The sequence below is a fragment of the Streptomyces zaehneri genome (assembly GCF_032248645.1).
Taxonomy (GTDB): Bacteria; Actinomycetota; Actinomycetes; order Streptomycetales; family Streptomycetaceae; genus Streptomyces; species Streptomyces coriariae.
On the sequence record NZ_JASTTJ010000045.1, the window covers coordinates 13233 to 33192 of the forward strand.

Genomic DNA, 19960 nt, shown 5'->3' on the forward strand with positions numbered 1-19960 from the left:
CATGCGCAAGAAGTTGAGGGTGGCGGCCTATGCCGTCTGCGTCCGTGACGGACAGCTCCTGCTCGCCCGCTCGCCGGCCGCCGACGGCACCCCCGAGTGGGTGCTGCCCGGCGGTGGCATGGAGCACGGCGAAGACCCCCTCGACACCGTCGTGCGCGAACTGGACGAGGAGACCGGCTACCGCGTCGAGGTGACCGGCCTGCTCGGCATCGACTCCTTCCACCGCACCTTCCGCCGCGGGGGGCTGCGCGGCTCCGTGGACCACCACGGCGTGCGGGTCGTCTACGAGGGCCGGGTCGTCGGAGGCGAACTGCGCAACGAGGTGAACGGCTCCACCGACCTGGCCGCCTGGCACGACCTCGCCGCGGTCCCCGCCCTCACCAGGGTCGGGCTGGTCGACGTCGCGCTCCGGCTGTGGCACGAACGGCCGGTGGACGGAAGGGCGTTCGCGCCCCCGCCGGCCGGCCCAGGAGCATGAGCCGAACCCGTGCGACACCCGTGCGCGACACCCCGTGAGACGAACACGGAGTGACCGGCTCCGGGCGGTGGGCCGAGCAGCCGGGTTCCGCCCCGGTCCGACCGGGGCCCCGCTGTCCGCGAACGTCCGCTTCGACGGGGCACGGCCGGCGGACGACGCGAAGGACCGCGACACGGAGCCGCTGCCGAGGAAGGGCGGCCGCGGTGATCGTCACCTCCTCGGAAGACGGCCGAGGGCCGCGTCCCGGCCGGGAGCGGGGCGTCCTCCCGGCCGTGGCCGCGGCATCGACCGCAGCCACGGCGCCAACTGCGCCACGCCCCAGGCCGCCTCCACGCCGAGGAACGGCCACAGCACCCCCGGGGCGCCCTGGGCCAGCGCGTACGCCATCCACGCCGTGAACAGCGCGCGGGCGACGCCGTCGAGCAGTCCGTGCACCGCCAGCGGTCCGGCCAGGCGCAGGACGGCCCAGACGATCACGACCGACCCCATCAGGTTCGCGAACAGCGTCTGGACCGGGTCCGTCTGCGGGAAGGCGCCCAGCCCCCACGCCCGGCTCCACGACGACAGCACGTCATGGACCAGGGCGTACGTCCACGGCGTCGCGAAGCCGGCCGTGACGACGAGGTCGTACCAGGCGCTCGCGCGCACGACTCGGAGATAGGAAGGGCCGTCGGGATCGAGGAGAGGTGCGGAAGTGGTCATGCGGCCGACGCTAAACACTGGACTACGCTCCAAGGTCAAGCGTCGGACCGCTACTGACGGAGGCTCCCGCATGCGCATCGGAGAGCTGGCTGCCCGCACCGGCACCACCCGGGACACCATCCGCTTCTACGAGCGGGTCGGCCTCGTCGAGGGCCGCCGGCTGTCCAACGGGTACCGCGACTTCGCGCCGGAGACGGTGGAGTGGCTGGCCTACGTCCGTACCGCGCAGACCCTGGGCTTCACCCTCGCGGAGATCGCCCGGCACGGTGAGGAACTGCGCGAGGCCCCCGACTCCGCGGACGCCCTCTCCGCCCTCTTCGAGCGGAAGATCCAGGTCGTCGACGCCCGCATGGCCGAACTCGCCGCCCTCCGCGCCGAACTCGCCGACCGCGTCGGCACCGGCTGCCCGCTGCGCGCGGCGGGACCGCATACGGCCCTTCCCCGTGACAGCCCTGCCTCCTGAAAGCGTGACGGCATGACGGCATGACGGTGTGACGGCGTGAGGAGGGGCCGTCGGACACCCGACCGCCCCTTTGCTCCCCTCCCGCACCGCCGTCCTCGCCCCCGACGACGGCAGGGCCCTCCTGGGCCCGCCCCGGTCCGTCACTACCGGGGCAGCACCACGACGTACGCGGCCGGGTCCCTGTCGCCCGACGCCATCAACGCCGTGCGGACCACCGCCGCCTGCTGTTCCATCGCGTTCCTCAGCTTCTTCGGCGTGATGTACACGACCGTGATGCCGAGCCGCTCCAGATGCTCGCGCTTGCGGGCGTACTCCGACCAGAGCGCGTCCTCGTCCTGCCGCGGCGACCGGGTGTCCAGTTCGACCGCCACCGCCTGCTCCGGCCAGTACGCGTCCAGACCGCCCAGGTGAGGTCCGCCCGGCAGGCGCAGGTCCACGTTCCACACCGGGTCGGGCAGGCCGTGGTCGCGCACCATCGTGTACAGCCGGTCCTCCGCGAACGCGCGTCCCTCCGCGAGCAGCGAGTCCACCGCGTCCACCACGTGCGGGCGGCCCAGCAGCTTGGCGTTGTTCAACTCCCTCACCACCGCCGCCGGTTCGCAGTGGCCCGCGCGTACCGCCTCCGACAGCAGCCGCTGCACCACTCCCGCGTCCGTCAGCCGGGCCACCGCGTCGGCCAGCGCGCGGGGCATCGGCGCCACCGGAACTCCCGTGGCCTGCTCGGGAGTCGGCAGGGAGCCGGTACGGACGACGTGGGCGCAGCCCGTCGAGCGCAGCCGGCGCAGCCGCGGGACCAGGACGTCGATGTGCTCCAGGGACGGCAGCGGGGGAGCGGACGAGAGGCCGTGCAGGTTCAGGGCCGCCAGCCCGGTGATCATCGCCTCCTTGTACACCGGCCGGTGCGGATCGCCCGCGCCCGGCTGGCTCGGCACCGGGGGCGACGGCGTCGCCGTGTCGCGGCCCGCGTACATCAGCACCGCGTGCAGCCGCTCCTCGCTGGTCGGCGGGCCCGGGTGGAGCAGGTACACGCCGGGGAGGAGCTGCTGCCAGGGGCCGCCGGGACGGCACTGCTCGTTCGCCTCGGACACGGCGACGCCCTGCGAGCGGAGCCGGCCCGCCGTCGTGACGCGGCGCTGTACGTCCGGCAGGTGGCGGACGGGGCGGGGGGACGCCGAGGGAACCTGGGGCAGCGGGGTGTTGTGGTGGTTCATGCAACGGGGATTCCGCGTCCGGCCGGTCTCCTAACCGCCGTTACACGTCCGTCGATAAATCCGGACAAGCTCGCCCTAAAGGACGGGTGTTCGGATGCCGATGAGGCGCCGAAAACCCCTGGTCCCGAATGAGGGAGCCAGGGGTTACGGGTCGGAATACCTGAATTCCGTAACGGTGACCGTCAGCGGAATTCTTGGCCAAAGCTCAGGGTCCGAGCGCCCGGTCGGTTCAGGCCTGTGCGCCGGCCGCCTGCGCCCGCAGCGACCGCGCCAGGTCGTCGCGCGCCTCCAGCACCAGCCGGCGCAGCGCCGGGGCCGCCGACTCGTGCGCCGCGAGCCACGCGTCCGTCGCCTCCAGCGTCCGGGGGGAGTCCTGGAGCGACGGGAACAGACCCTTGACGACGCTCATCGCGATCTGGATCGACCGCTCGGCCCAGATCCGCTCGATCGACGCGAAGTACTTCTCCGCGTACGGCACGAGCAGCTCGCGCTGGGAGGGCCGGTCGAATCCCGCGATCGTCGCCTCCACCAGCGCGTTGGACAGCGAGTCCGACTCCACCAGCTGCGCCCACGCCTGCGCCTTGACCGCCGCCGACGGGCGGGCCGCGAGACAGCGGACCTGATGCCGCTTGCCGGACGCCGTGTCGTCACGGGCCAGTTCGGCCGCCAGCGCCTTCTCGTCGGCGTACCCGTGCGCGACCAGCGGCTCCACGAACACCCAGCGCAGTTCCTGGTCCACCTCCAGGCCGTCGATCTTCGCCGAGCCGTCCAGCAGACCCCGGAGCAGCTCGAAGTCGGAGTCGGCGGAGGCCACCGTCGCGAAGAAGCGCGCCCAGGCCAGCTGGTGCTCGCTGCCCGGCCCGGCCGCCCGCAGATTGCGCAGAGCGGTGCCGGCCAGCAGCTCCTCGCCCGTCCGCCGCCAGGACCGCGGCGCGTAGTGGACCAGCGCCGAGTCCGCCCACGCGTGCAGCATCTGCAGGACGCCGATGTCGGACTCCTGGTGCCCGAACCGCACCACCAGGTCCACGAAGTCGGACGCGGGCAGCAGCGCGTCCCGGGTCAGGTTCCACAGCGCCGACCAGCACAGGGCGCGGGCCAGCGGGTCGGTCATCGAACCCAGGTGCTCGCGCAGCGTGGCCAGCGAGGTCTCGTCGAAGCGGATCTTGCAGTACGTCAGGTCGTCGTCGTTGACCAGCACCAGCTCCGGAGCCTCGGCGCCCGCCAGCTCCGACACGACCGTCCGCGGACCGTCGACGTCCGCCTCGGCGCGCGCGTACCGCACGAGATGTCCGTCCTCGCGGCGGTACAGGCCGATCGCCACCCGGTGCGGCCGCAGTTCGGGATACGCCTCGGCGGCCTCCTGGACCACCGCCAGCTCGTCGATGCGGCCCTGCGGGTCCAGCAGCACCTGCGGGGTCAGCGAGTTCACGCCCGCCGTCTGGAGCCAGGACCGCGCCCAGCCGCCCATGTCCCGGCCACTGGTCTCGGCGAGCACCGACAGCAGATCGCCGAGGCGCGTGTTGCCGTACGCGTGCCGCTTGAAGTAGCGCCGCGCGCCCTCGAGGAACGCGTCCTGGCCGACGTACGCCACCAGCTGCTTCAGGACGGAGGCGCCCTTGGCGTAGGTGATGCCGTCGAAGTTCAGCTTCGCGTCCTGGAGGTCGCGGATGTCGGCGGTGATCGGGTGGGTGGAGGGCAGCTGGTCCGCGCGGTAGGCCCACGCCTTGCGGCGGTTGGCGAAGGTGATCCAGGCGTCGGTGAAGCGGGTCGCGCCGACGTTCGCGAACGTGCCCATGAAGTCGGCGAAGGACTCCTTCAGCCACAGGTCGTCCCACCACACCATGGTGACCAGGTCGCCGAACCACATGTGCGCCATCTCGTGCAGGATGACGTTCGCCCGCGCCTCGTACGACGCCTGCGTCACCCTGCCCCGGAAGATGTACTCCTCGCGGAAGGTCACCAGACCCGGGTTCTCCATCGCGCCGAGGTTGTACTCGGGCACGAACGCCTGGTCGTACTTGCCGAACGGGTACGGGTAGTCGAAGTGGTCGTGGAAGAAGTCCAGGCCCTGCTTGGTGACGAGGAAGACGTCCGCGGAGTCGAAGTGGGGCGCCAGACCCTTGCGGCACATCGCGCCGAGCGGGATCTCCAGCGTCGTTCCGTCGCCCAGCTCGCGCGTGTACGTGTCCGTCACACAGTGGTACGGGCCGGCCACGACACAGGTGATGTACGTCGAGATCGGCTTCGTCTCCGCGAAGCGCCACACCCCGTCGGTGCGCTCGCCGACGCCGTTGCTCCACACCACCCACTCCTCGGGCGCCCGCACCTCGAAGCGGAACGGGGCCTTGAGGTCGGGCTGCTCGAAGCCCGCGAAGACCCGGCGGGCGTCGGCCGGCTCGTACTGGGTGTACAGGTACACCTCGCCGTCCTCCGGGTCGACGAAGCGGTGCAGGCCCTCGCCGGTGCGTGAGTAGGCGCACTGGGCGTCGACCACCAGCTCGTTCTCCGCGGCCAGGTCCTCCAGCAGGATCCGGGCGCCGTCGAAGACCTCGCCGGGGTCGAGGTCGCGGCCGTTGAGCGAGACGGACGTCACGCTCGGCGCGATCAGGTCCACGAAGCTCGACGCGCCGGGCTCGCTGCTGCGGAAGCGGATCGTGGTGACCGACCGGAAGGTGCGGGGCTCGTCCCCGGTCCGGTCGCCGACCGCCGACCGGATGTCGAGGGACACGTCGTACCCGTCGACGGACAGCAGGGCGGCCCGCTCGCGGGCCTCGTCGCGGGACAGGTTCTCACCGGGCACGGCGGTACTCCCTCAGTGCTTGAGCACGGGCTTTCGGACAGGAGTGATCCTGCCACGCGCCCCTGACGCGGGGCAGCAGGGAATGTGCGGCACGGACGCCGGTGTTCAGGGGGGAAAGGCTTATCTCATGAGGATTGCTCGAGGAGAGACATGTCGGAGAAGACCCCCGTCGACTTCTGGTTCGACCCGCTCTGCCCGTGGGCCTGGATGACCTCCCGGTGGGTGCTGGAAGTGGAGAAGGTCCGTGACATCGAGGTCCGCTGGCACATCATGAGCCTCGCCGTCCTCAACGAGAACAAGCTCGACGAGCTGCCCGAGGAGTACCGCGAGATGCTCGCGGTCAAGGCCTGGCAGCCGGTGCGCGTGGTCACCGCGGCCTGGCAGCTGCACGGCGCCGACGTCCTCGGCCCCCTCTACACCGCGCTCGGCACCCGCATCCACAACAACGGCGAGGGCCCGACCGTGGAGGCCATCGCCGGCGCGCTCAAGGACGTCGGTCTGCCCGCGTCCCTGATCGAGTACGCCGAGCAGTCGGACTTCGAGTTCGACGCCCAGCTGCGCGCCTCCCACAAGGAGGGCATCGAGAAGGTCGGCCAGGACGTCGGCACCCCCGTCATCGCCGTCCCCGGCCCCGACGGTGAGCAGATCGCCTTCTTCGGTCCCGTGGTCACCCCCGCGCCGAAGGGCGAGGAAGCCGCCCGCCTCTGGGACGGCACCCTCGCCGTCGCCTCGGTCCCCGGCTTCTACGAGATCAAGCGCACCCGGACCAAGGGCCCGGACTTCAGCAACCTGTGACGGCGGTGGTGCCCCGCGAGCGTCACCCGCGGGGCACCATGGAACCCATGACGGAGATCGACACCTCGGTACCGCACTCGGCCCGTATCTGGAACTACTGGCTGGGCGGCAAGGACAACCACCCGGTGGACGAGGAGGCCGGCGACGCCTACACCGCCGTCTTCCCCGGCATCGTCACCATCGCCCGCAGCAGCCGGGCCTTCCTCGGCCGCGGCATCCGTTACCTGGTCGAGGAGGCGGGCATCCGCCAGTTCCTCGACGTCGGCACCGGGCTGCCCACCGTCGACAACACCCACGAGGTCGCGAGCGGAGCGTAGCCGGAGCGCATGGGGGTCCCCCCATGCCCGAAGGGCTGTGGGGGAGCCTCGCCCCCGAGTCGCGGATCGTCTACGTCGACAACGACCCCCTGGTCCTCGCCCACGCCCGCGCCCTGCTCACCTCCACCCTTGAGGGCGTCACCGCCTACGAGGACCTGGACCTCTACGAGCCCGCGCGCATCCTGGAAGCGGCGGCCCGCACACTCGACCTGGCCCGCCCCACCGCCCTGATCCTCAGCGGCATCCTCGGCCACGTCGAGAACTACGACCGCGCCCGCGACCTCGTCCGCGCCCTGCTGTCCGGCCTGCCCTCCGGCAGCCACCTCTGCGTCAACGACGGATCCCGCGGCACCGACCCCGCCTACGAGCAGGCCCAGGACGCCTACAACGAGACCGGGGCCGTCCCGTACTTCCTGCGCCCGGTCGAGCGGATCGAGGGCTACTTCGAGGGGCTCGAGCTGGTGCCACCGGGCGTGGTGTCCGTCCCGATGTGGCGCCCGGACGGAACACCCCCGCTGCCGATCGGCCAGCACGGCGGCGTGGGTCGCAAGCCCTGACAGACCCGGCGTCACGCGCGGCGGCCGGTGTCGCGCCCGCCAGTGCCACGGCGGCCGGTGCCACGGCGGCCGGTGCCGCGCCGGCCGGCGCCGCGTCAGCCGGTGACGTGCCGACGGGTGACGCGGCCGCCGCGGCAGCGCGACCGGCTTCTCCGTCACCCGGGGCGCGAGCACCGTCCCGGCGGCCAGGCACTCGCCGATGTGGCCCTGGGCGTACGGGACTTCACCATCCCGGGCGTTTGATCGCGGGTGGTCAAAGGCGGGAGCCGATCCGGACGGCTGCTTCGGCAGAGGCGTCCTCCCCGGGGGGCACGGCCGACGGCCGGGTGGTTCGGCGCAGCATTCGTGCGAAGTCGGGGTCGTGCCCGAACGGCGTCAGGAGCAGGAGAAGACCGGCGCACATGGCCAGGGCGAAGCTCCACAGGCCCATGACGACGGCGATGCACAGGTGGAAGAAGACGCCCGCCGGCAGCAGCGCCCAGCGGGCCTTCTGGGGCATCAGCAGGGCGGCGGCCAGGGCGAGTTCGAGGACGAGGGGGCCCCAGGTCATCGCGGCGACGCCCACGGGCTGGTCCACCACGAACGCGAGCGTGGGGCGCAGCCAGTACGGCGCCCCGAAGTCGTAGTTGTTGATCCAGTAGTACAGGGCGCTGCCGTCGGCCCATTCGGCGTGGGGAAGCTTGGCCACGCAGGACTGGAAGTAGACGACCGACATCTGGATGCGGGCGACGACCAGAGCGCCGGCGCCCAGCAGCGCCCACCGGGTGCGGCCCTGCGATGGACGGTCCTCGGGCGATGGGGCGGGCTGCCAGTGCCAGCGGCGCGGGTCCCCGAGGGCCACGAAGACGATCAGCAGGGTGAGGATCCAGGTGATCTGGTCGCCACCGTCGGGGATGGCGATTCCGGTGAAGACGCTGAACGCCACGTAGGCGTGGGGAACGGCGGTGAAGCGCGGGCGCCAGCCGCTCGCGGCGATCACCAGGACGAGGCAACAAGCCCAGCGCATGGCGTCGTAGTGGTCCTCGGACACCAGGCAGAAGGCGCCGGCCGAGTTGACGCCCTGGCACATGGGATACCGGCCGACGGTCGCGACCTCGCGGAAGAGGGTGGCCGCGTCGCTGAAGAGCAGGGTACCCAGGGTGCCGAGGGCGAGGAGGGTGCGGGCCAGCCCGTATCCCGCGGCCCAGGGCAGGGGGACGGTGCGCGAGCGCATCAACAGGTCACCTCCAGCACCATGACCCGCTCGGGGCTGTGCGCCTCGGGCACGAGGTCACGCCACGCCCACGGCGTCGGCTTCTCCTGGAGCAGGCCGACGGTTCCGCACAGCGTGGGTTCGGGGGAGCGGTTGGCGATGTGCCGTCCAGGTGCCCCATAGCCGTCGAGGCACTGGGGGCGGCCGCTCGTGCACGAGTGCCAGTCGTCCTTCTGGGCGGCGGAGAGCAGCAGCGCGATCTCCACACCCTGAGCGCGTGAGCGTCGGTCGAGGCCGAAAGCATTGTGCGGTGAGGAGTGCGGGGTCAGCGACGCCGATTTCCAGCCGCTCGCACTCCTTTTGTAGGGGGCTATTTCGGCGTCCCTCGGCGACTTCGTGAAAAAGGCCCAACCTTGAGGGGCCATATTCGCTACGGTGTGCCGGGCCTTTGTCTGGCCGGGCAGTGAAATGACGTTCTTCGGTAGCTGTTCCTGGGCCACGTACGCGATGATGAACACCCATACGGCGCAGACGACGGCCATCGACTTCATCGAGACGGAGACGGTCGCGTCCGAGGTCCGTGTGAACGCGGCGCGCAGATTACGGATTTCTTTTTGCATGTGGGTTGTCGATTTCCCTGCCGCTGTGACGCCGAAAGGACGGATCCCGGCGGTGCGGGGAGTCTGCAGCCTCCCCGCACCCCCTGGCGCATCAGGCGGTCTTGAGCGCCCGCGTGACCTGGGCGACCGCCTCGTCCTTCGACAGAGGCGTGCCGTCACCCGCGGTGGGCTGCGGGCTCCAGAACCAGTTCTTGCCCTTCACGAAGTTGGCGCCGACGGCCACGGTGACCGTGACGACGGCGCCGGCGGCGGTGATCACGGCCGCTATGTGCACGACCGCGGCGCCGACCGCCACGGTCACACCGCAGAGCTGGCCGTTCTCCACCGGGGTCGCGGACTTGTTCTGCGCGACGGACAGCAGCATGTGCTGCGCGTCGGCGACGGCGGCCTCGACCTGGCGCGGGTCGCCGCTGCGGGCCCGGATGCCGAAGTCGGCGAAGAAGCCCGCCGAGCGCTTGTTGATCAACTCGATGACGGCGTTGGACGCACGGACCTCGTCCAGGTCCTCGTTGTCGACGTGCTCGCGGGCCTGCGAGAACAGGTCCAGGTCGGCGAGGTCACGGCCCACCTGGCCCTGCGCGAAGAACAGGCCGCGGAAGACGTTCTCGCCGTCGGTCTTCGCCGACACCGCGGGCGCCGCGGCCGCCGGCCGCTCGGAGGCGCCGAAGGTGTCCGCCATCGCCGACGGTGCGACGGTCACGCACAGGGCCGCGGCCGTGCCGCCCGCCACCGCCAGAATCCCCCGCTGTTTGATGTTCAATTCGTTTCCCCTCGAATCGGTGAATTACCGGAGGGTGAAACGGTGCGTGGTCAGCACACACGCTTGCCCCCCGGCTCAGCGATGAAGATCTTCACATGCGTCGCACAGAATGTCGATCCACTGTGGCGGGGGTCACATCATTGAGTGTCGGCAAGTATTGTGGCGCATATATTTCGATGTCCTGGTTATTTATTTGACTTCGGTCCCGGTCGGTGCGGGGGTGTCGCCGACCGGGACCTGTCATTACCTTCCGTGCCGTGCACTCAAGGCGTTCAAGAGAGCGGCTGCCTGGTCGGCGTCGTCCACGCTCACGGCGAAATCCTTGTCCCTGCCGGTGCGAATGACCAGACACTCACCGCTGCGCAGCATCACCGTCGTCCCCAGTCCGCTCAGTCGGTATCCCCAGCCGCCGACCTGGGCGGGCGTGCGGTTCTCGGTGCGGGCCGACTCGATGTCCTCGAGAGCCCAGTGGCGGCCAGGCCAGCCGAGGGGGCCGAAGGTCACGTCCAGGCCGCGTTCGCTCACCCGCGCCTGAACCGAGGAGCAGCCCAGGACCAGTGCACAGGCGAGTGCGAACGGTGTGGCGGCCAGCACGGCCACGGATTCCGCCAGACCCGCCAGAACCCCCACCACGACGGCGATCGCGAGCAGACCGGTTACGGCGGAGACCGCCTGCAACCAAGGGTTCGACGTACGCGCGAGCCATATGAGCCGCTGTCCGGCAGGCAGATCCAGCACCGGGCCGTCCGTCGCCGGCGGCGTCTGCGACGGTGCCCGCCGGGCCGCCAGGAAGCCGATCGAGCCGACCGTGGTCGCGACGACGAGGGTGCCCACGACCCAGCTCGTCACCGAGTCGGCGTCGTGCCAGTCCGCGTGGTCGAGGTTGGCCCGCACGATCGAGGCCTGCCCGCCGAGCAGCATCACGCCGCCGAACCCGAGGCTCGCGACGGCCCATCCCGGTATCGCGCCGCCGGCGCCGGAGCCCGCCCGGCGCAGCGCCACCATGACGACGGCGGTCAGTAACACCCAGACCAGCGCGGGGAAGAGCGCCGCGGCCCACAGTGCCATGGAGCCGTCGGGTCTGCCGGAGCCGGCGTTCCAATGCGTCGCGAGCCGCTCCGGCAGCCGGCTGCTCGCCGCCGGAGGCAGCGCCACCAGCAGCGCCAGCACACCCACACACCAGCCGACAGCCCCCCACGCAGCTGCGCTCCGGCGTCCACGCTCGGTCACGGAATCTCCCTGATCATGTCGATGACGTCGCTCTTGCTGTAACCCAGGCGCGCCGCTTCGGCCACCAGGTCGCTCACGCGGTCCAGCAACTCGGAGCGCCGGCCGGCCCCTTCGGCCACCGTCACGCCTCGTCCCCGCCGGAACTCGAGCACGCCCTCGTCGCGCAGCGCCCGCAGTCCGCGCAGGACGGTGTTGACGTTCACGTCCAGCGCCCGGGACAGGTCCCGGGCCGGAGGGAGGCGGTCGCCCGGCTCGCACTCCCCTTCGGCGACGGCGCGTCGGATGGCACCGGCCACCTGCTCATGCAGGGGACGGTTGCTCGCGGTATCCAGTCTCAGGAGCATAGTGCTAGTGAAGATAGCACCAAGCGCTTCATGAGGCCCGCTTGTTTTCGGACGCTCGTCACCCGCCCCGGCGCTCGTCGCTCGCGCCATGAGGCCGAGTCGATCAGGTGGCGGAGGTCGGTGATCTTTCGGAGGGCGCGACGTCGGTGAGGGTCCGTTGATGCGAGGGCCGGCCCATTTCGTCGCCCCGAGGGGGCCGGGGGTCTCTCCTAGGTGGCCGGCCGCGGAGACGTCCGGAACTCCTCCGGGAGGTCGAAGCCGGACCGCCAGTCGAAGTAGGACTGCACCCGCACACAGCCTTCGCGGGTGCAGCGCCGGTACTTGTCGAGATCCGCCCGGTGCACCGGCACCTGCGTCTGCGTCAGGGCGAACGCCCGCTCGGCGCCGTGCAGGTGGCGGAAGTGCTGATCGGTGTCACCGCAGTTGGGGCAACGCCTCTTCGGAAGACCCATGCGGGCCACTGTCACCCGGAACACCGCCCTTGGGAAGCCCCCGTCGCGGGCGTACGGAAGCGGCGTGCACGGGATCGGCCCCGCGGGTCATGTCCTCGCGGGGCCGGTCCTTCACTCCGCCTGCCGCCGTGAAGGGTGAGAAGACGATCACGAGGCAGGACGCTTCACGCCGCCTCACAGGGCGAGTGTTCGGGCAGCGTGTAGGCGGGCATGCGGGGTCCCGCCGAACCTCCTATTGCAACCAGGTTGCAAGTGCAGGCTAGCAACAAGAAGGGGGTTCCGGGCAAGCGCGCAGGGTGTGGCGGCAACGAAGAGGCCCCCACGCGTCTTTCACGTGAGGGCCCATGGGGCGATGGGGGCTGAGGGCCGGGTGAGCACCGGGAACGCCCACGGTCCGGGCAGGCCCTCCGCTCGGGCGGAGGGCCTGCCCGGCATCCGGACGGACCGGACACGCGGTGTCTCTAGGCCGCCACGGAGGTGTAGTGCGCCGCGTCGCCCTCGATCGAGTAGCTCTCCTTGCCGTCGATGCCGACCGGGATGTCACCCGCGACCGTCACCCGGTGGAGCCGGCGGGGCCGACCGTCGTAGTTGTCGACCGCGTAGTGCTGGGTGATGCGGTTGTCGAACAGGACCAGCTGGTTCTCCGACCAGCGGTGGCGCAGGATGTTCTCCGGCCGGGTGACGTACGACTGGAGCAGGTCGAGGATCTTGCGGGACTCGCCCGGCGACAGGCCCACGATGCGCTGTGCGAACCCGCCGATGAACAGTCCCCGCTCCCCGGTCAGCGGGTGCACGCGGACCACCGGGTGGACCGTGCGGTACTTGATCGAGGTGAACTGGGCGCGCGCGGCGGCCTGCGCCTCGTCGACCGTCTCCTCCGGCACCGCGTAGTCGTAGTCGTTGGTGTGCTCGGCCCACAGGGTGTCGGCGAGCTGCCGGAGCGGCTCCGGCAGCTGACGGTAGGCCGCCGCCGAGCTGGTGATCAGCGTCTCGCCGCCGTACGGCGGGAGGACCAGGCTGCGCAGGGTGCTGGCCTGCGGCGGGTTGAGGACGAAGGTGACGTCGGTGTGCCAGTGGTTGGCGGCGCGGCCGCGCTCGCTGTCGACCGGCAGCACGTTCGGGGAGCCGTCGACGGCCGGCACGGTCGGGTGGGCGGTGGTGAGGTCGCCGAAGTGGCGGACGAAGGCCTGCTGGCCCGCGTCGTCCAGGTTCACGTCGTCGAAGACCAGGGCCTTGTGGACGTTGAGCGCCTCGCGCAGGGCGGTGGAGGTCTCCTCGTCGAGGGGCTTCGCGATGTCGACGCCGGAGACCTGGGCGCCGATGTGCGCGGTGACCTTGCGGATCTCGATGCTCATGGGAGGGCCTTTCGGACGAGTCAGACGAGGACGGGTGCGGGAGCGTTCACGTACTGGTTGGCGGGGCGCGGAAGGCCGTACCTCTCGCGCAGGGTCTCGCGGGGGTGGTCGTCGTACTCCGTGCGCAGCAGGCCGCGAGCGCGCAGGATCGGCACGACGTGGTCGACGAAGGCGTCCAGACCCGAGGGCAGCACCGCGGGCATGATGTTGAACCCGTCGGCGGCGCCCTGGGTGAACCAGCTCTCGATCGCGTCGGCGACCTGCTCGGGCGTGCCCGCGAAGGTGAGGTGCCCGCGCCCGCCGCCGAGCCGGCCGATCAGCTGCCGCACGGTGAGGCGCTCGCGCCGGGCCAGCTCCACCACGAGGGTGTAGCGGCTCTTGGCGCCCTCGATCGCGCTCTCCGGCGGCAGGTCGGCGGGCAGCTCGGCGTCCAGCTCCAGGGCGCCGGGCTCCAGCTGGAGCAGCTGCTCCAGCCGCTGGACCCCGTGCGTGTGCACGATGTGGTCCTCCAGGACCTGCTCGTATCCGCGTGCCTCGGCCTCCGTCGAGCCGATCACCGGGACGATCCCGGGCAGCACCTTGATGTGCTCGGGATCCCGGCCGGCCTGCCGGGTGCGGGACTTGAGGTCGGCGTAGAAGGCCTGCGCGTCGGCGAGCGTCTGCTGCGCGGTGAACACCGCCTCCGCGTACCGGGCCGCGAACGCCTTGCCGTCCTCGCTCGACCCGGCCTGCACCAGCAGCGGGTAACCCTGCGGGGACCGCGGGACGTTGAGGGCGCCCTCGACACTGAAGTACGTCCCCCGGTGCCGGGGCGGGTGGACCTTCGCGTCGTCGCCCCAGACTCCGGCCGTCTTGTCGGCGACGACCGCGTCGTCCTCCCAGCTGTCCCAGAGCTTCAGGGCCACGTCGAGGAACTCGGCGGCCCGGGCGTAGCGCTCGGCGTGCGCGGGCTCGGCGTCCAGACCGAAGTTGCGGGCGGCCTCGGCGCCGGCGGTGGTGACGATGTTCCAACCCGCCCGACCGCCGCTGATGATGTCGAGCGAGGCGAACTTACGGGCCAGGTTGTAGGGCGAGTTGTAGGAGGTGGAGGCGGTGGCGATGAGGCCGATGTGCCGGGTGGCCGTCGCCAGCGCGGTCAGCAGCGTGAGCGGTTCCAGGGCGCCGGCCGGGCGCTGGGCGATGGTGCCCCAGAGCTGCGGGCCGTCGGCGAGGAACAGGGAGTCGAAGGTGCCGCGTTCGGCGATCCGGGCCAGGTGGACGTAGTGGTCCAGCTCCACGTGGGCGTACGGGTCGCTCTCCGGGAGCCGCCAGGACGCCTCGTGGTGGCCGGTGTTCATCAGGAACGCGTTGAGGTGGAGCTGTCGTCCGGGGTGAGCCGTGGTCACTTGTGGTCCTCCGTGACGCCCAGGGCGGCGAGCAGCCGTTCGCGGTACTCGCCGAGCAGCGGGTCCCGGTACGAGCGCGGGTGCGGGCGGTCGATGGTCAGGTCGAGGCCGATACGGCCGTGGTCGAGGACGAGGACCCGGTCGGCGAGCACGATCGCCTCGTCCACGTCGTGGGTGACGAGCAGCACGGAAGGCCGGTGGCGCTCCCACAGCTCGCGCAGCAGGGTGTGCATCTTGATCCGGGTGAGGGCGTCCAGCGCCCCGAACGGCTCGTCCGCGAGCAGGAGTTCGGGTTCGCGGACCAGTGAGCGGGCCAGTGCGGCTCGCTGTGCCTCACCGCCGGACAGCTCGTTGGGCCAGGCCCGCTCGCGGCCCTTGAGCCCCACCTCGGCCAGGGCCTCGCGGCCCTTCTGCTGCGCCTCCTTGCCGTCGAGACCCAGCAGTACGTTGTCCAGCACCCGCCGCCAGGGCAGCAGCCGGGAGTCCTGGAAGACCACCGAGACCCGCTCCGGGGCGGTGAGCTGTCCGCTGCCGACGACCTCGTGGTCGAGGTGGGCGACCGCCCGCAGCAGGGTGCTCTTGCCGGACCCGCTGTGTCCGAGGAGGGCCACGAACTGGCCGGCGGGGATGTCGAGATCGATGCCGTCGAGGACCGTGCGGGCCTCGAACGACCTTGTCAGGCCGCGCAGTTGGACGGCGGCGGAGCGGGTCAGCTGCTCAGTGTGCGTCGCCACGACAGCACCCTCCGTTCGATGAGACGGACCGCGGTGTCGGAGAGGAGACCGAAGACGCCGTAGATGAGAAGGCCGACGAGTATGACGTCCGACTGGCCGTAGTTCTGGGCCTGGAACATCAGGTAACCGAGGCCACTGGTGGCGTTGATCTGCTCCAGGACCACCAGTCCCAGCCAGGAGCCGGTCACCCCGAGCCGGAGTCCCACGAAGAATCCGGGCAGGGCGCCGGGGATCACGATCTGCCGGATGAACTGGACCTTCGACAGGCCCTGCACCTCGGCGAGTTCGACGAACCGGTGGTCGATGCCGGACAGCGCGGCATGCGTGTTGAGGTAGATCGGGATGTAGACGACGATGGCGATGATCGCGATCTTGAAGGTCTCGCCGATGCCCAGCCAGAGGATGAACAGCGGGATCAGACCGAGGGTCGGGATCGCCCGGTTGAGCTGCACGGTCCCGTCGATCAGGGCCTCCCCGGACCGGGTGAGGCCGGAGGCCAGGGCGAGCGTCACCCCGGCGGCCAGGCCGATCGCGAAGCCGTAGGCGGCGCGCTCCAGCGAGGTGAGGACGTCGGTGGTCAGCGTCCCGTCGGTCCACAGGTTCACGCCGGTCCTCAGCACCGTCCAGGGCGCGGGGATCGCCCCGGTGTCCAGTTGCCCGGCGGCCGAGGCGGCCGCCCACAGGGCGATGAGGAGCAGGGGTCCGACGAGCCGGGAGGCGGGCCAGGGTTTGCCGGGAGCCAGTCCGCGGCGTCGTTGCCGGCGGCGGACCGGAGACCCGTCGTCGGCGGCGGCGACGGCGGGGACCGTGCTCGCGCTCGTGCTCGTGCCGGTGGCGGTCGTGCTCGTGCTCGCACTGGTGGTCATGGCTGTCAACTCCGGTACTCGGCTGCCACGGACCCCGCGGCGATGCCCTCGAAGCGGTGGTCGAACAGCGAGGAGACGTCGAACTTCTTCACGAAGCCGCCCTCCGCGAGGAGGTCCGCGGTCTCCTGCTCCCACTTGATGGCCTCGTCCCAACTCGGCGGGAACAGCGGCTTGTTGGCGAGTGCGGTGATCGACTTGGCCTGGTCGAGGGTCAGGTTCTGCGTCTTGACGTAGAACTCCTCGTTCCAGACGTCCGGGTTCTCGTAGCTCCACACCAGGCCCTGCGCCCACTGCGGGATGTACGCGGCGACGGCGGCAGCCTTCGCCTTGTCGTTCAGTACGGACGTCGGCGCCCACAGCAGGCTGAGCAGGTCGACGACGTCGGTGGTGATGACGCGGGCGCCCTTGGACTCGTACTGCTTGAGGTAGGCGGGCGACTGGGTGTTGCCGAGCGGGGCGATGTCCACCTGGCCCGACTGAAGGGCGGTGAGGAACTGGTTGCTGGTCAGCGGGACCAGCTTCACGTCGTCGTACTTCAGGCCGGCCTTCTTCAGCGCCCGCAGCAGGACCACGCCCTGCGCCTGCCCCTGGGAGAACGCCAGCTTCTTTCCGCGGAAGTCGTCGACGGTCTTGATGTCGCTGCCCGGCTTGGTGGCGAAGACGTAGTTCGGCTTGCGGGTGATGTTGATCGCGACGATTTTCGCGTCGAAGCCCTGGTAATGCGCCTGGATCGGCGGAATACCGGCGTTGTTGGCGACGTCCAGGGACTTCGCGCGGAAGGCGTTGATGACATCGGGACCGGCCCCGATGTTCAGCCAGCTCGACACCGCGAAGGGCAGTTCGGGCAGCTTCGCCAGCTTCAGCTGCAACTGCTGCGCGCCCTGGAAGGAGGCGATCTTGAGGCTCGTGCCGGCGGGCACCTTGTCGGCGAGCGGGGCCGTGGCGGCGCCCTCGCCGCCGGTGGCGGCACTGCTCTCGGCGCAGCCGCTCAGCCCTGCGACACCGGCGGCGGCGCCCAGCAGCGAGGCGAGGAAGAGACGCCGGTCGACACCGGGCGTACGGGAAACAGGCACGGGAGAACCCCCAGGGGAAAACGGAGACAAGGCAGGCGGAAGCCGGCGGAGGAAAGCGGGTGTGGCAGAGGACGCGATGGCCTGCGGAAATCGAGAGGAATCCACAAGAAGTCCGCGGGAGATCCGCGGAAGATCCGCGGGGAATCTGCAACAAGACCGAGACGAAGCCTGCGGCTAAAGGCAGGAGAAGGGCGCGCTCCCGGCGCGCCGGGGCGTCAGCAACAGAAGGTGCGACAGCTCATGAGAAAGATGTTCCTGTCCACGTGTGGGGCCTGTCAACATTCGGAGTTTCTGAATTAACTCGGCTCAGGTGGGAGGCCCGCGGGACGCGGCCGGGACGAGGCCAGCGGATCCCGGTAGAGCACGTCCAGAGCCACCGCCCCGCCCGCCACGGCCAGCACGGAGTCGGGGAAGCTGCTCGGCGAGACGGCGGCGGAGCGCTCCGCCCCGACCTCGTCCCGCAGCGCGGCGAGGCAGTCCTCCCGCAACAGCACGCCCACCTCGGTGACGACGACCCGCTCCGGATTGAGCACGTCCAGCAGCAGCCCGGCCGCCCGGCCCACCATCCGCGCCCGCTCCCGCAACAGCCGTCCGGCCACCGGGTTCCCGGCGTCCGCCGCGGCGACCACGTGCATCGGGTTCACCCCGTCGATCACCCCGGCCTGCCGGGCCCGCCGGCACAACGTCCGCTCGCTCAACTCCACCTGGAGGCAGCCGACCCGGCCGCATACGCAGGGCTCCGTACCGCCGGCCAACGGCAGATGCGCGATGGCGCCGGCCTGGGAACGCGGCCCGTGGTGCACCTCGTCGTTCGTGGCGAACGCCGCGTCGACCACGTTCCCGACGAACAGATGCAGCACGCTCAGGGTGCCGCGCGCCCGCCCGAACAGCCGCTCCGCGTTGACCAACGCGCGGGCGTGTCCGTCCACCTGGACCGGCAGCCCGGTGCGCGCGCCGACCGCCTCCCGCACCGGCACGTCCCGCCACCCCAGCAGCGGATGCTCGACGACGGTCCCCGAGTCGCGGTCCACCCAGCCGCCCACGGCGACCCCCACCCCGAGGGCCCGGCAGCCGGGTGCCTCCCCCAGCAGCGCGCCGAGCCCGTCGGCGGCCCGCGCCAGCACCCCGGACGGTTCGAGCCGCCCCCGATGCTTCAACTCCCGCCGTGCCACCACCCGGCCGCGCAGATCCAGCAGTGACACGGTCGTGTAAGGCACGGCCACATGCACCCCGCCCACCACGAACCGCGAGTCGTCCAGATCCACGGGAACGTGCGGCCTGCCCACCCCGTTGCTGCGCCGGGGCACCGCCGCCTCCCGGAGCAGCCCGAGCCCGGTGAGCCGTGCACAGTGGTCGGTGACGGAAGCGGGGGACAGCCCGGTGAGCCGGGCGATGGTGGAGCGCGCCACCGGTCCGTGCTCCAGCACGGACCGCAGGATCACACTGGCGCTGGTACGCCGCCGGTCGCTGTCGGCGACCCGGGTGACGGGAGAGGGCGGGGCGGGAGGAGCCGCGGTACGGGGCATGGGGAACTTCCTCGGAAGTCGGGAGCCGGTCCGACACTGCGCCGTCTGTGGAGCGCGGCGCGCCGGATGATCGGCTCCGCCCGCCTCACACCGGAGGGCGACAGGCGGCCGCGACCACGCGTCGCAGGTCGACATGGCGACGCGACGAGAAGTTCAGGGCCTGGGCCTGGGCAACCATGGCTCGAAGCTAGCAAAGGGGCTCGGCCCTGCCCAGATGGCGACCGACGGGCGAGACGGCCCGCCGTTCGATTGGCGAAACCCTACAGAGACCGCCCGGTGCGCCCGCGTATCCCGGACCACTCCACCTCAGTGACCAGGGTCACCTCGTGCCGTGTGTAACCCCCACCCTTTGTCAGGAGCCCACCAACCTCCGGTTCGACCGTTTGTCGACCGCGGACGGTGATCGCCTCGACCGCCCTGGGATAGCGTCGCCGTGTCCCGTCCGTCCCGATCTCGCGGAGTCCCCATGAGCACCGCCGCCCTCACCCCCGCTCGTCCCGGAAAGGTCCTTGCCGACCTCCTTCCCGCTTCCCGTGTCCGGGACATCGCGCTCGTGCTCGGCGGTGCGGCGCTCACCGGCCTCGCGGCCCAGATCGCGGTCCCGGTCCCCGGCTCCCCGGTCCCGGTGACCGGGCAGACCTTCGCCGCGCTGCTCGTCGGCACCACCCTCGGCGTCCGCCGCGGGGTCTCCTCCCTCGCCGTCTACGCGGTGGCCGGTCTCGCAGGCGTGCCGTGGTTCGCGAACGGCGGCTCCGGCGTCTCCGTCTCCTTCGGCTACATCCTCGGGATGATCCTCGCGACCGCCGCCGTGGGCGCCCTGGCCCGCCGGGGCGCCGACCGCTCCGTGCTGCGCATGGCGGGCACGATGCTGCTGGGCGAGGCGATGATCTACCTCGTCGGCGTCCCGTACCTGGCCTACGCCGCCGACATGAGCGCCTCCGCCGCGATCGCGGCCGGCCTCACGCCGTTCCTGATCGGCGACGCCGTCAAGGCGGCCCTGGCGATGGGTCTGCTCCCGACCGCCTGGAAGCTCGTCAAGGAGTAACCGCCCTCAGGCGCTGACGAAGGGGTTCGCCGGGGGGGGCGGGGGGGGGCGCCGC

General features: G+C 71.2%; 19 protein-coding genes and 1 pseudogene. 5 read left to right on the forward strand and 15 right to left on the reverse strand.

Translation table 11 applies throughout. The features are described 5' to 3' along the window. Position 1: 1 nt before the first annotated feature. Entirely contained in the window at positions 2-478 is a 477-nt protein-coding gene (locus QQM72_RS39620) for an NUDIX hydrolase (protein ID WP_314225663.1), read from the forward strand. 210 nt (positions 479-688) lie between these two features. On the opposite strand, the gene QQM72_RS39625 is transcribed toward QQM72_RS39620, so the two are convergent. Then, entirely contained in the window at positions 689-1180 is a 492-nt protein-coding gene (locus QQM72_RS39625) for a hypothetical protein (RefSeq protein WP_314225664.1), read from the reverse strand. A 70-nt stretch (positions 1181-1250) separates the two neighbouring features. On the opposite strand from QQM72_RS39625, the gene QQM72_RS39630 reads away from it, so the two are divergent. Further along, a complete protein-coding gene (locus QQM72_RS39630) occupies positions 1251-1643 on the forward strand; it encodes a MerR family transcriptional regulator (protein WP_314225665.1) in 393 nt (130 codons plus the stop codon). Positions 1644-1786: 143 nt separating this feature from the next. On the opposite strand, the gene QQM72_RS39635 is transcribed toward QQM72_RS39630, so the two are convergent. Both QQM72_RS39635 and pepN read right to left on the reverse strand, forming a co-directional pair. Next, complete coding sequence (locus tag QQM72_RS39635; RefSeq protein ID WP_314225666.1) at positions 1787-2854, reverse strand: hypothetical protein; 1068 nt, start codon at positions 2852-2854, stop codon at positions 1787-1789. 229 nt (positions 2855-3083) lie between these two features. Next, positions 3084-5654 (reverse strand): aminopeptidase N, encoded by a 2571-nt coding sequence (gene pepN, locus QQM72_RS39640; protein ID WP_314225667.1) that lies wholly within the window; start codon positions 5652-5654, stop codon positions 3084-3086. Between the two features lie 150 nt (positions 5655-5804). Between pepN and QQM72_RS39645 the strand changes: the two genes are divergently transcribed. Both QQM72_RS39645 and QQM72_RS39650 read left to right on the forward strand, forming a co-directional pair. Further along, positions 5805-6449: a mycothiol-dependent nitroreductase Rv2466c family protein gene (locus tag QQM72_RS39645; protein ID WP_314225668.1), complete on the forward strand. Its 645-nt coding sequence runs from the start codon at positions 5805-5807 to the stop codon at positions 6447-6449. 47 nt (positions 6450-6496) lie between these two features. Further along, positions 6497-7323, forward strand: a pseudogene (locus QQM72_RS39650) (SAM-dependent methyltransferase). A 253-nt stretch (positions 7324-7576) separates the two neighbouring features. Here QQM72_RS39650 and QQM72_RS39655 read toward each other — a convergent pair. From QQM72_RS39655 to QQM72_RS39710, 12 genes are all read right to left on the reverse strand, one after another. Next, a complete protein-coding gene (locus tag QQM72_RS39655) occupies positions 7577-8536 on the reverse strand; it encodes a sporulation-delaying protein SdpB family protein (RefSeq protein WP_314225669.1) in 960 nt (319 codons plus the stop codon). Next, entirely contained in the window at positions 8536-9135 is a 600-nt protein-coding gene (locus QQM72_RS39660; RefSeq protein WP_314225670.1) for an SdpA family antimicrobial peptide system protein, read from the reverse strand. Before QQM72_RS39660 ends, QQM72_RS39655 begins: the two co-directional genes overlap by 1 nt. A gap of 91 nt (positions 9136-9226) precedes the next feature. After that, positions 9227-9895 (reverse strand): hypothetical protein, encoded by a 669-nt coding sequence (locus QQM72_RS39665; protein WP_314225671.1) that lies wholly within the window; start codon positions 9893-9895, stop codon positions 9227-9229. A gap of 243 nt (positions 9896-10138) precedes the next feature. Continuing rightward, the gene (locus QQM72_RS39670; RefSeq protein ID WP_314225672.1) at positions 10139-11125 is read right to left on the reverse strand and encodes a DUF1648 domain-containing protein; all 987 of its coding nucleotides are present in this window, start codon (positions 11123-11125) and stop codon (positions 10139-10141) included. After that, a complete protein-coding gene (locus tag QQM72_RS39675) occupies positions 11122-11469 on the reverse strand; it encodes a GntR family transcriptional regulator (protein WP_314225673.1) in 348 nt (115 codons plus the stop codon). The genes QQM72_RS39670 and QQM72_RS39675 overlap by 4 nt, the downstream gene beginning before the upstream one ends. A gap of 209 nt (positions 11470-11678) precedes the next feature. Next, positions 11679-11921, reverse strand: a complete 243-nt coding sequence (locus QQM72_RS39680; RefSeq protein ID WP_314225674.1) for a hypothetical protein — start codon at positions 11919-11921, stop codon at positions 11679-11681. Between the two features lie 461 nt (positions 11922-12382). Continuing rightward, entirely contained in the window at positions 12383-13276 is an 894-nt protein-coding gene (locus QQM72_RS39685; protein WP_267019907.1) for a TauD/TfdA dioxygenase family protein, read from the reverse strand. 20 nt (positions 13277-13296) lie between these two features. Beyond that, complete coding sequence (locus QQM72_RS39690) at positions 13297-14661, reverse strand: LLM class flavin-dependent oxidoreductase (RefSeq protein WP_314225675.1); 1365 nt, start codon at positions 14659-14661, stop codon at positions 13297-13299. Beyond that, positions 14658-15395, reverse strand: a complete 738-nt coding sequence (locus tag QQM72_RS39695; RefSeq protein WP_314225676.1) for an ABC transporter ATP-binding protein — start codon at positions 15393-15395, stop codon at positions 14658-14660. Before QQM72_RS39695 ends, QQM72_RS39690 begins: the two co-directional genes overlap by 4 nt. Beyond that, complete coding sequence (locus tag QQM72_RS39700; RefSeq protein ID WP_314225677.1) at positions 15371-16261, reverse strand: ABC transporter permease; 891 nt, start codon at positions 16259-16261, stop codon at positions 15371-15373. The genes QQM72_RS39695 and QQM72_RS39700 overlap by 25 nt, the downstream gene beginning before the upstream one ends. Before the next feature lie 5 nt (positions 16262-16266). Continuing rightward, entirely contained in the window at positions 16267-17334 is a 1068-nt protein-coding gene (locus tag QQM72_RS39705) for an ABC transporter substrate-binding protein (protein WP_314225678.1), read from the reverse strand. A 296-nt stretch (positions 17335-17630) separates the two neighbouring features. Next, entirely contained in the window at positions 17631-18860 is a 1230-nt protein-coding gene (locus QQM72_RS39710) for an ROK family protein (RefSeq protein WP_314225679.1), read from the reverse strand. Between the two features lie 466 nt (positions 18861-19326). On the opposite strand from QQM72_RS39710, the gene QQM72_RS39715 reads away from it, so the two are divergent. Beyond that, on the forward strand, positions 19327-19905 hold the full coding sequence (locus QQM72_RS39715) for a biotin transporter BioY (protein ID WP_314225680.1): 579 nt from the start codon (positions 19327-19329) through the stop codon (positions 19903-19905). The last annotated feature ends 55 nt before the right edge of the window (positions 19906-19960 follow it).

Bases quoted from the DNA above. Each gene is read 5' to 3' on its own strand.
- QQM72_RS39625 (WP_314225664.1), bottom strand. From the start codon at position 1,180: ATGACCACTTCCGCACCTCTCCTCGATCCCGACGGCCCTTCCTATCTC.
- QQM72_RS39660 (WP_314225670.1), bottom strand. From the start codon at position 9,135: ATGCAAAAAGAAATCCGTAATCTGCGCGCCGCGTTCACACGGACCTCG.
- QQM72_RS39655 (WP_314225669.1), bottom strand. From the start codon at position 8,536: ATGCGCTCGCGCACCGTCCCCCTGCCCTGGGCCGCGGGATACGGGCTG.
- QQM72_RS39680 (WP_314225674.1), bottom strand. From the start codon at position 11,921: ATGGGTCTTCCGAAGAGGCGTTGCCCCAACTGCGGTGACACCGATCAG.
- QQM72_RS39635 (WP_314225666.1), bottom strand. From the start codon at position 2,854: ATGAACCACCACAACACCCCGCTGCCCCAGGTTCCCTCGGCGTCCCCC.
- QQM72_RS39645 (WP_314225668.1), top strand. From the start codon at position 5,805: ATGTCGGAGAAGACCCCCGTCGACTTCTGGTTCGACCCGCTCTGCCCG.
- QQM72_RS39685 (WP_267019907.1), bottom strand. From the start codon at position 13,276: ATGAGCATCGAGATCCGCAAGGTCACCGCGCACATCGGCGCCCAGGTC.
- QQM72_RS39620 (WP_314225663.1), top strand. From the start codon at position 2: ATGCGCAAGAAGTTGAGGGTGGCGGCCTATGCCGTCTGCGTCCGTGAC.
- QQM72_RS39715 (WP_314225680.1), top strand. From the start codon at position 19,327: ATGAGCACCGCCGCCCTCACCCCCGCTCGTCCCGGAAAGGTCCTTGCC.
- QQM72_RS39710 (WP_314225679.1), bottom strand. From the start codon at position 18,860: ATGCCCCGTACCGCGGCTCCTCCCGCCCCGCCCTCTCCCGTCACCCGG.
- QQM72_RS39630 (WP_314225665.1), top strand. From the start codon at position 1,251: ATGCGCATCGGAGAGCTGGCTGCCCGCACCGGCACCACCCGGGACACC.
- QQM72_RS39700 (WP_314225677.1), bottom strand. From the start codon at position 16,261: ATGACCACCAGTGCGAGCACGAGCACGACCGCCACCGGCACGAGCACG.
- QQM72_RS39675 (WP_314225673.1), bottom strand. From the start codon at position 11,469: ATGCTCCTGAGACTGGATACCGCGAGCAACCGTCCCCTGCATGAGCAG.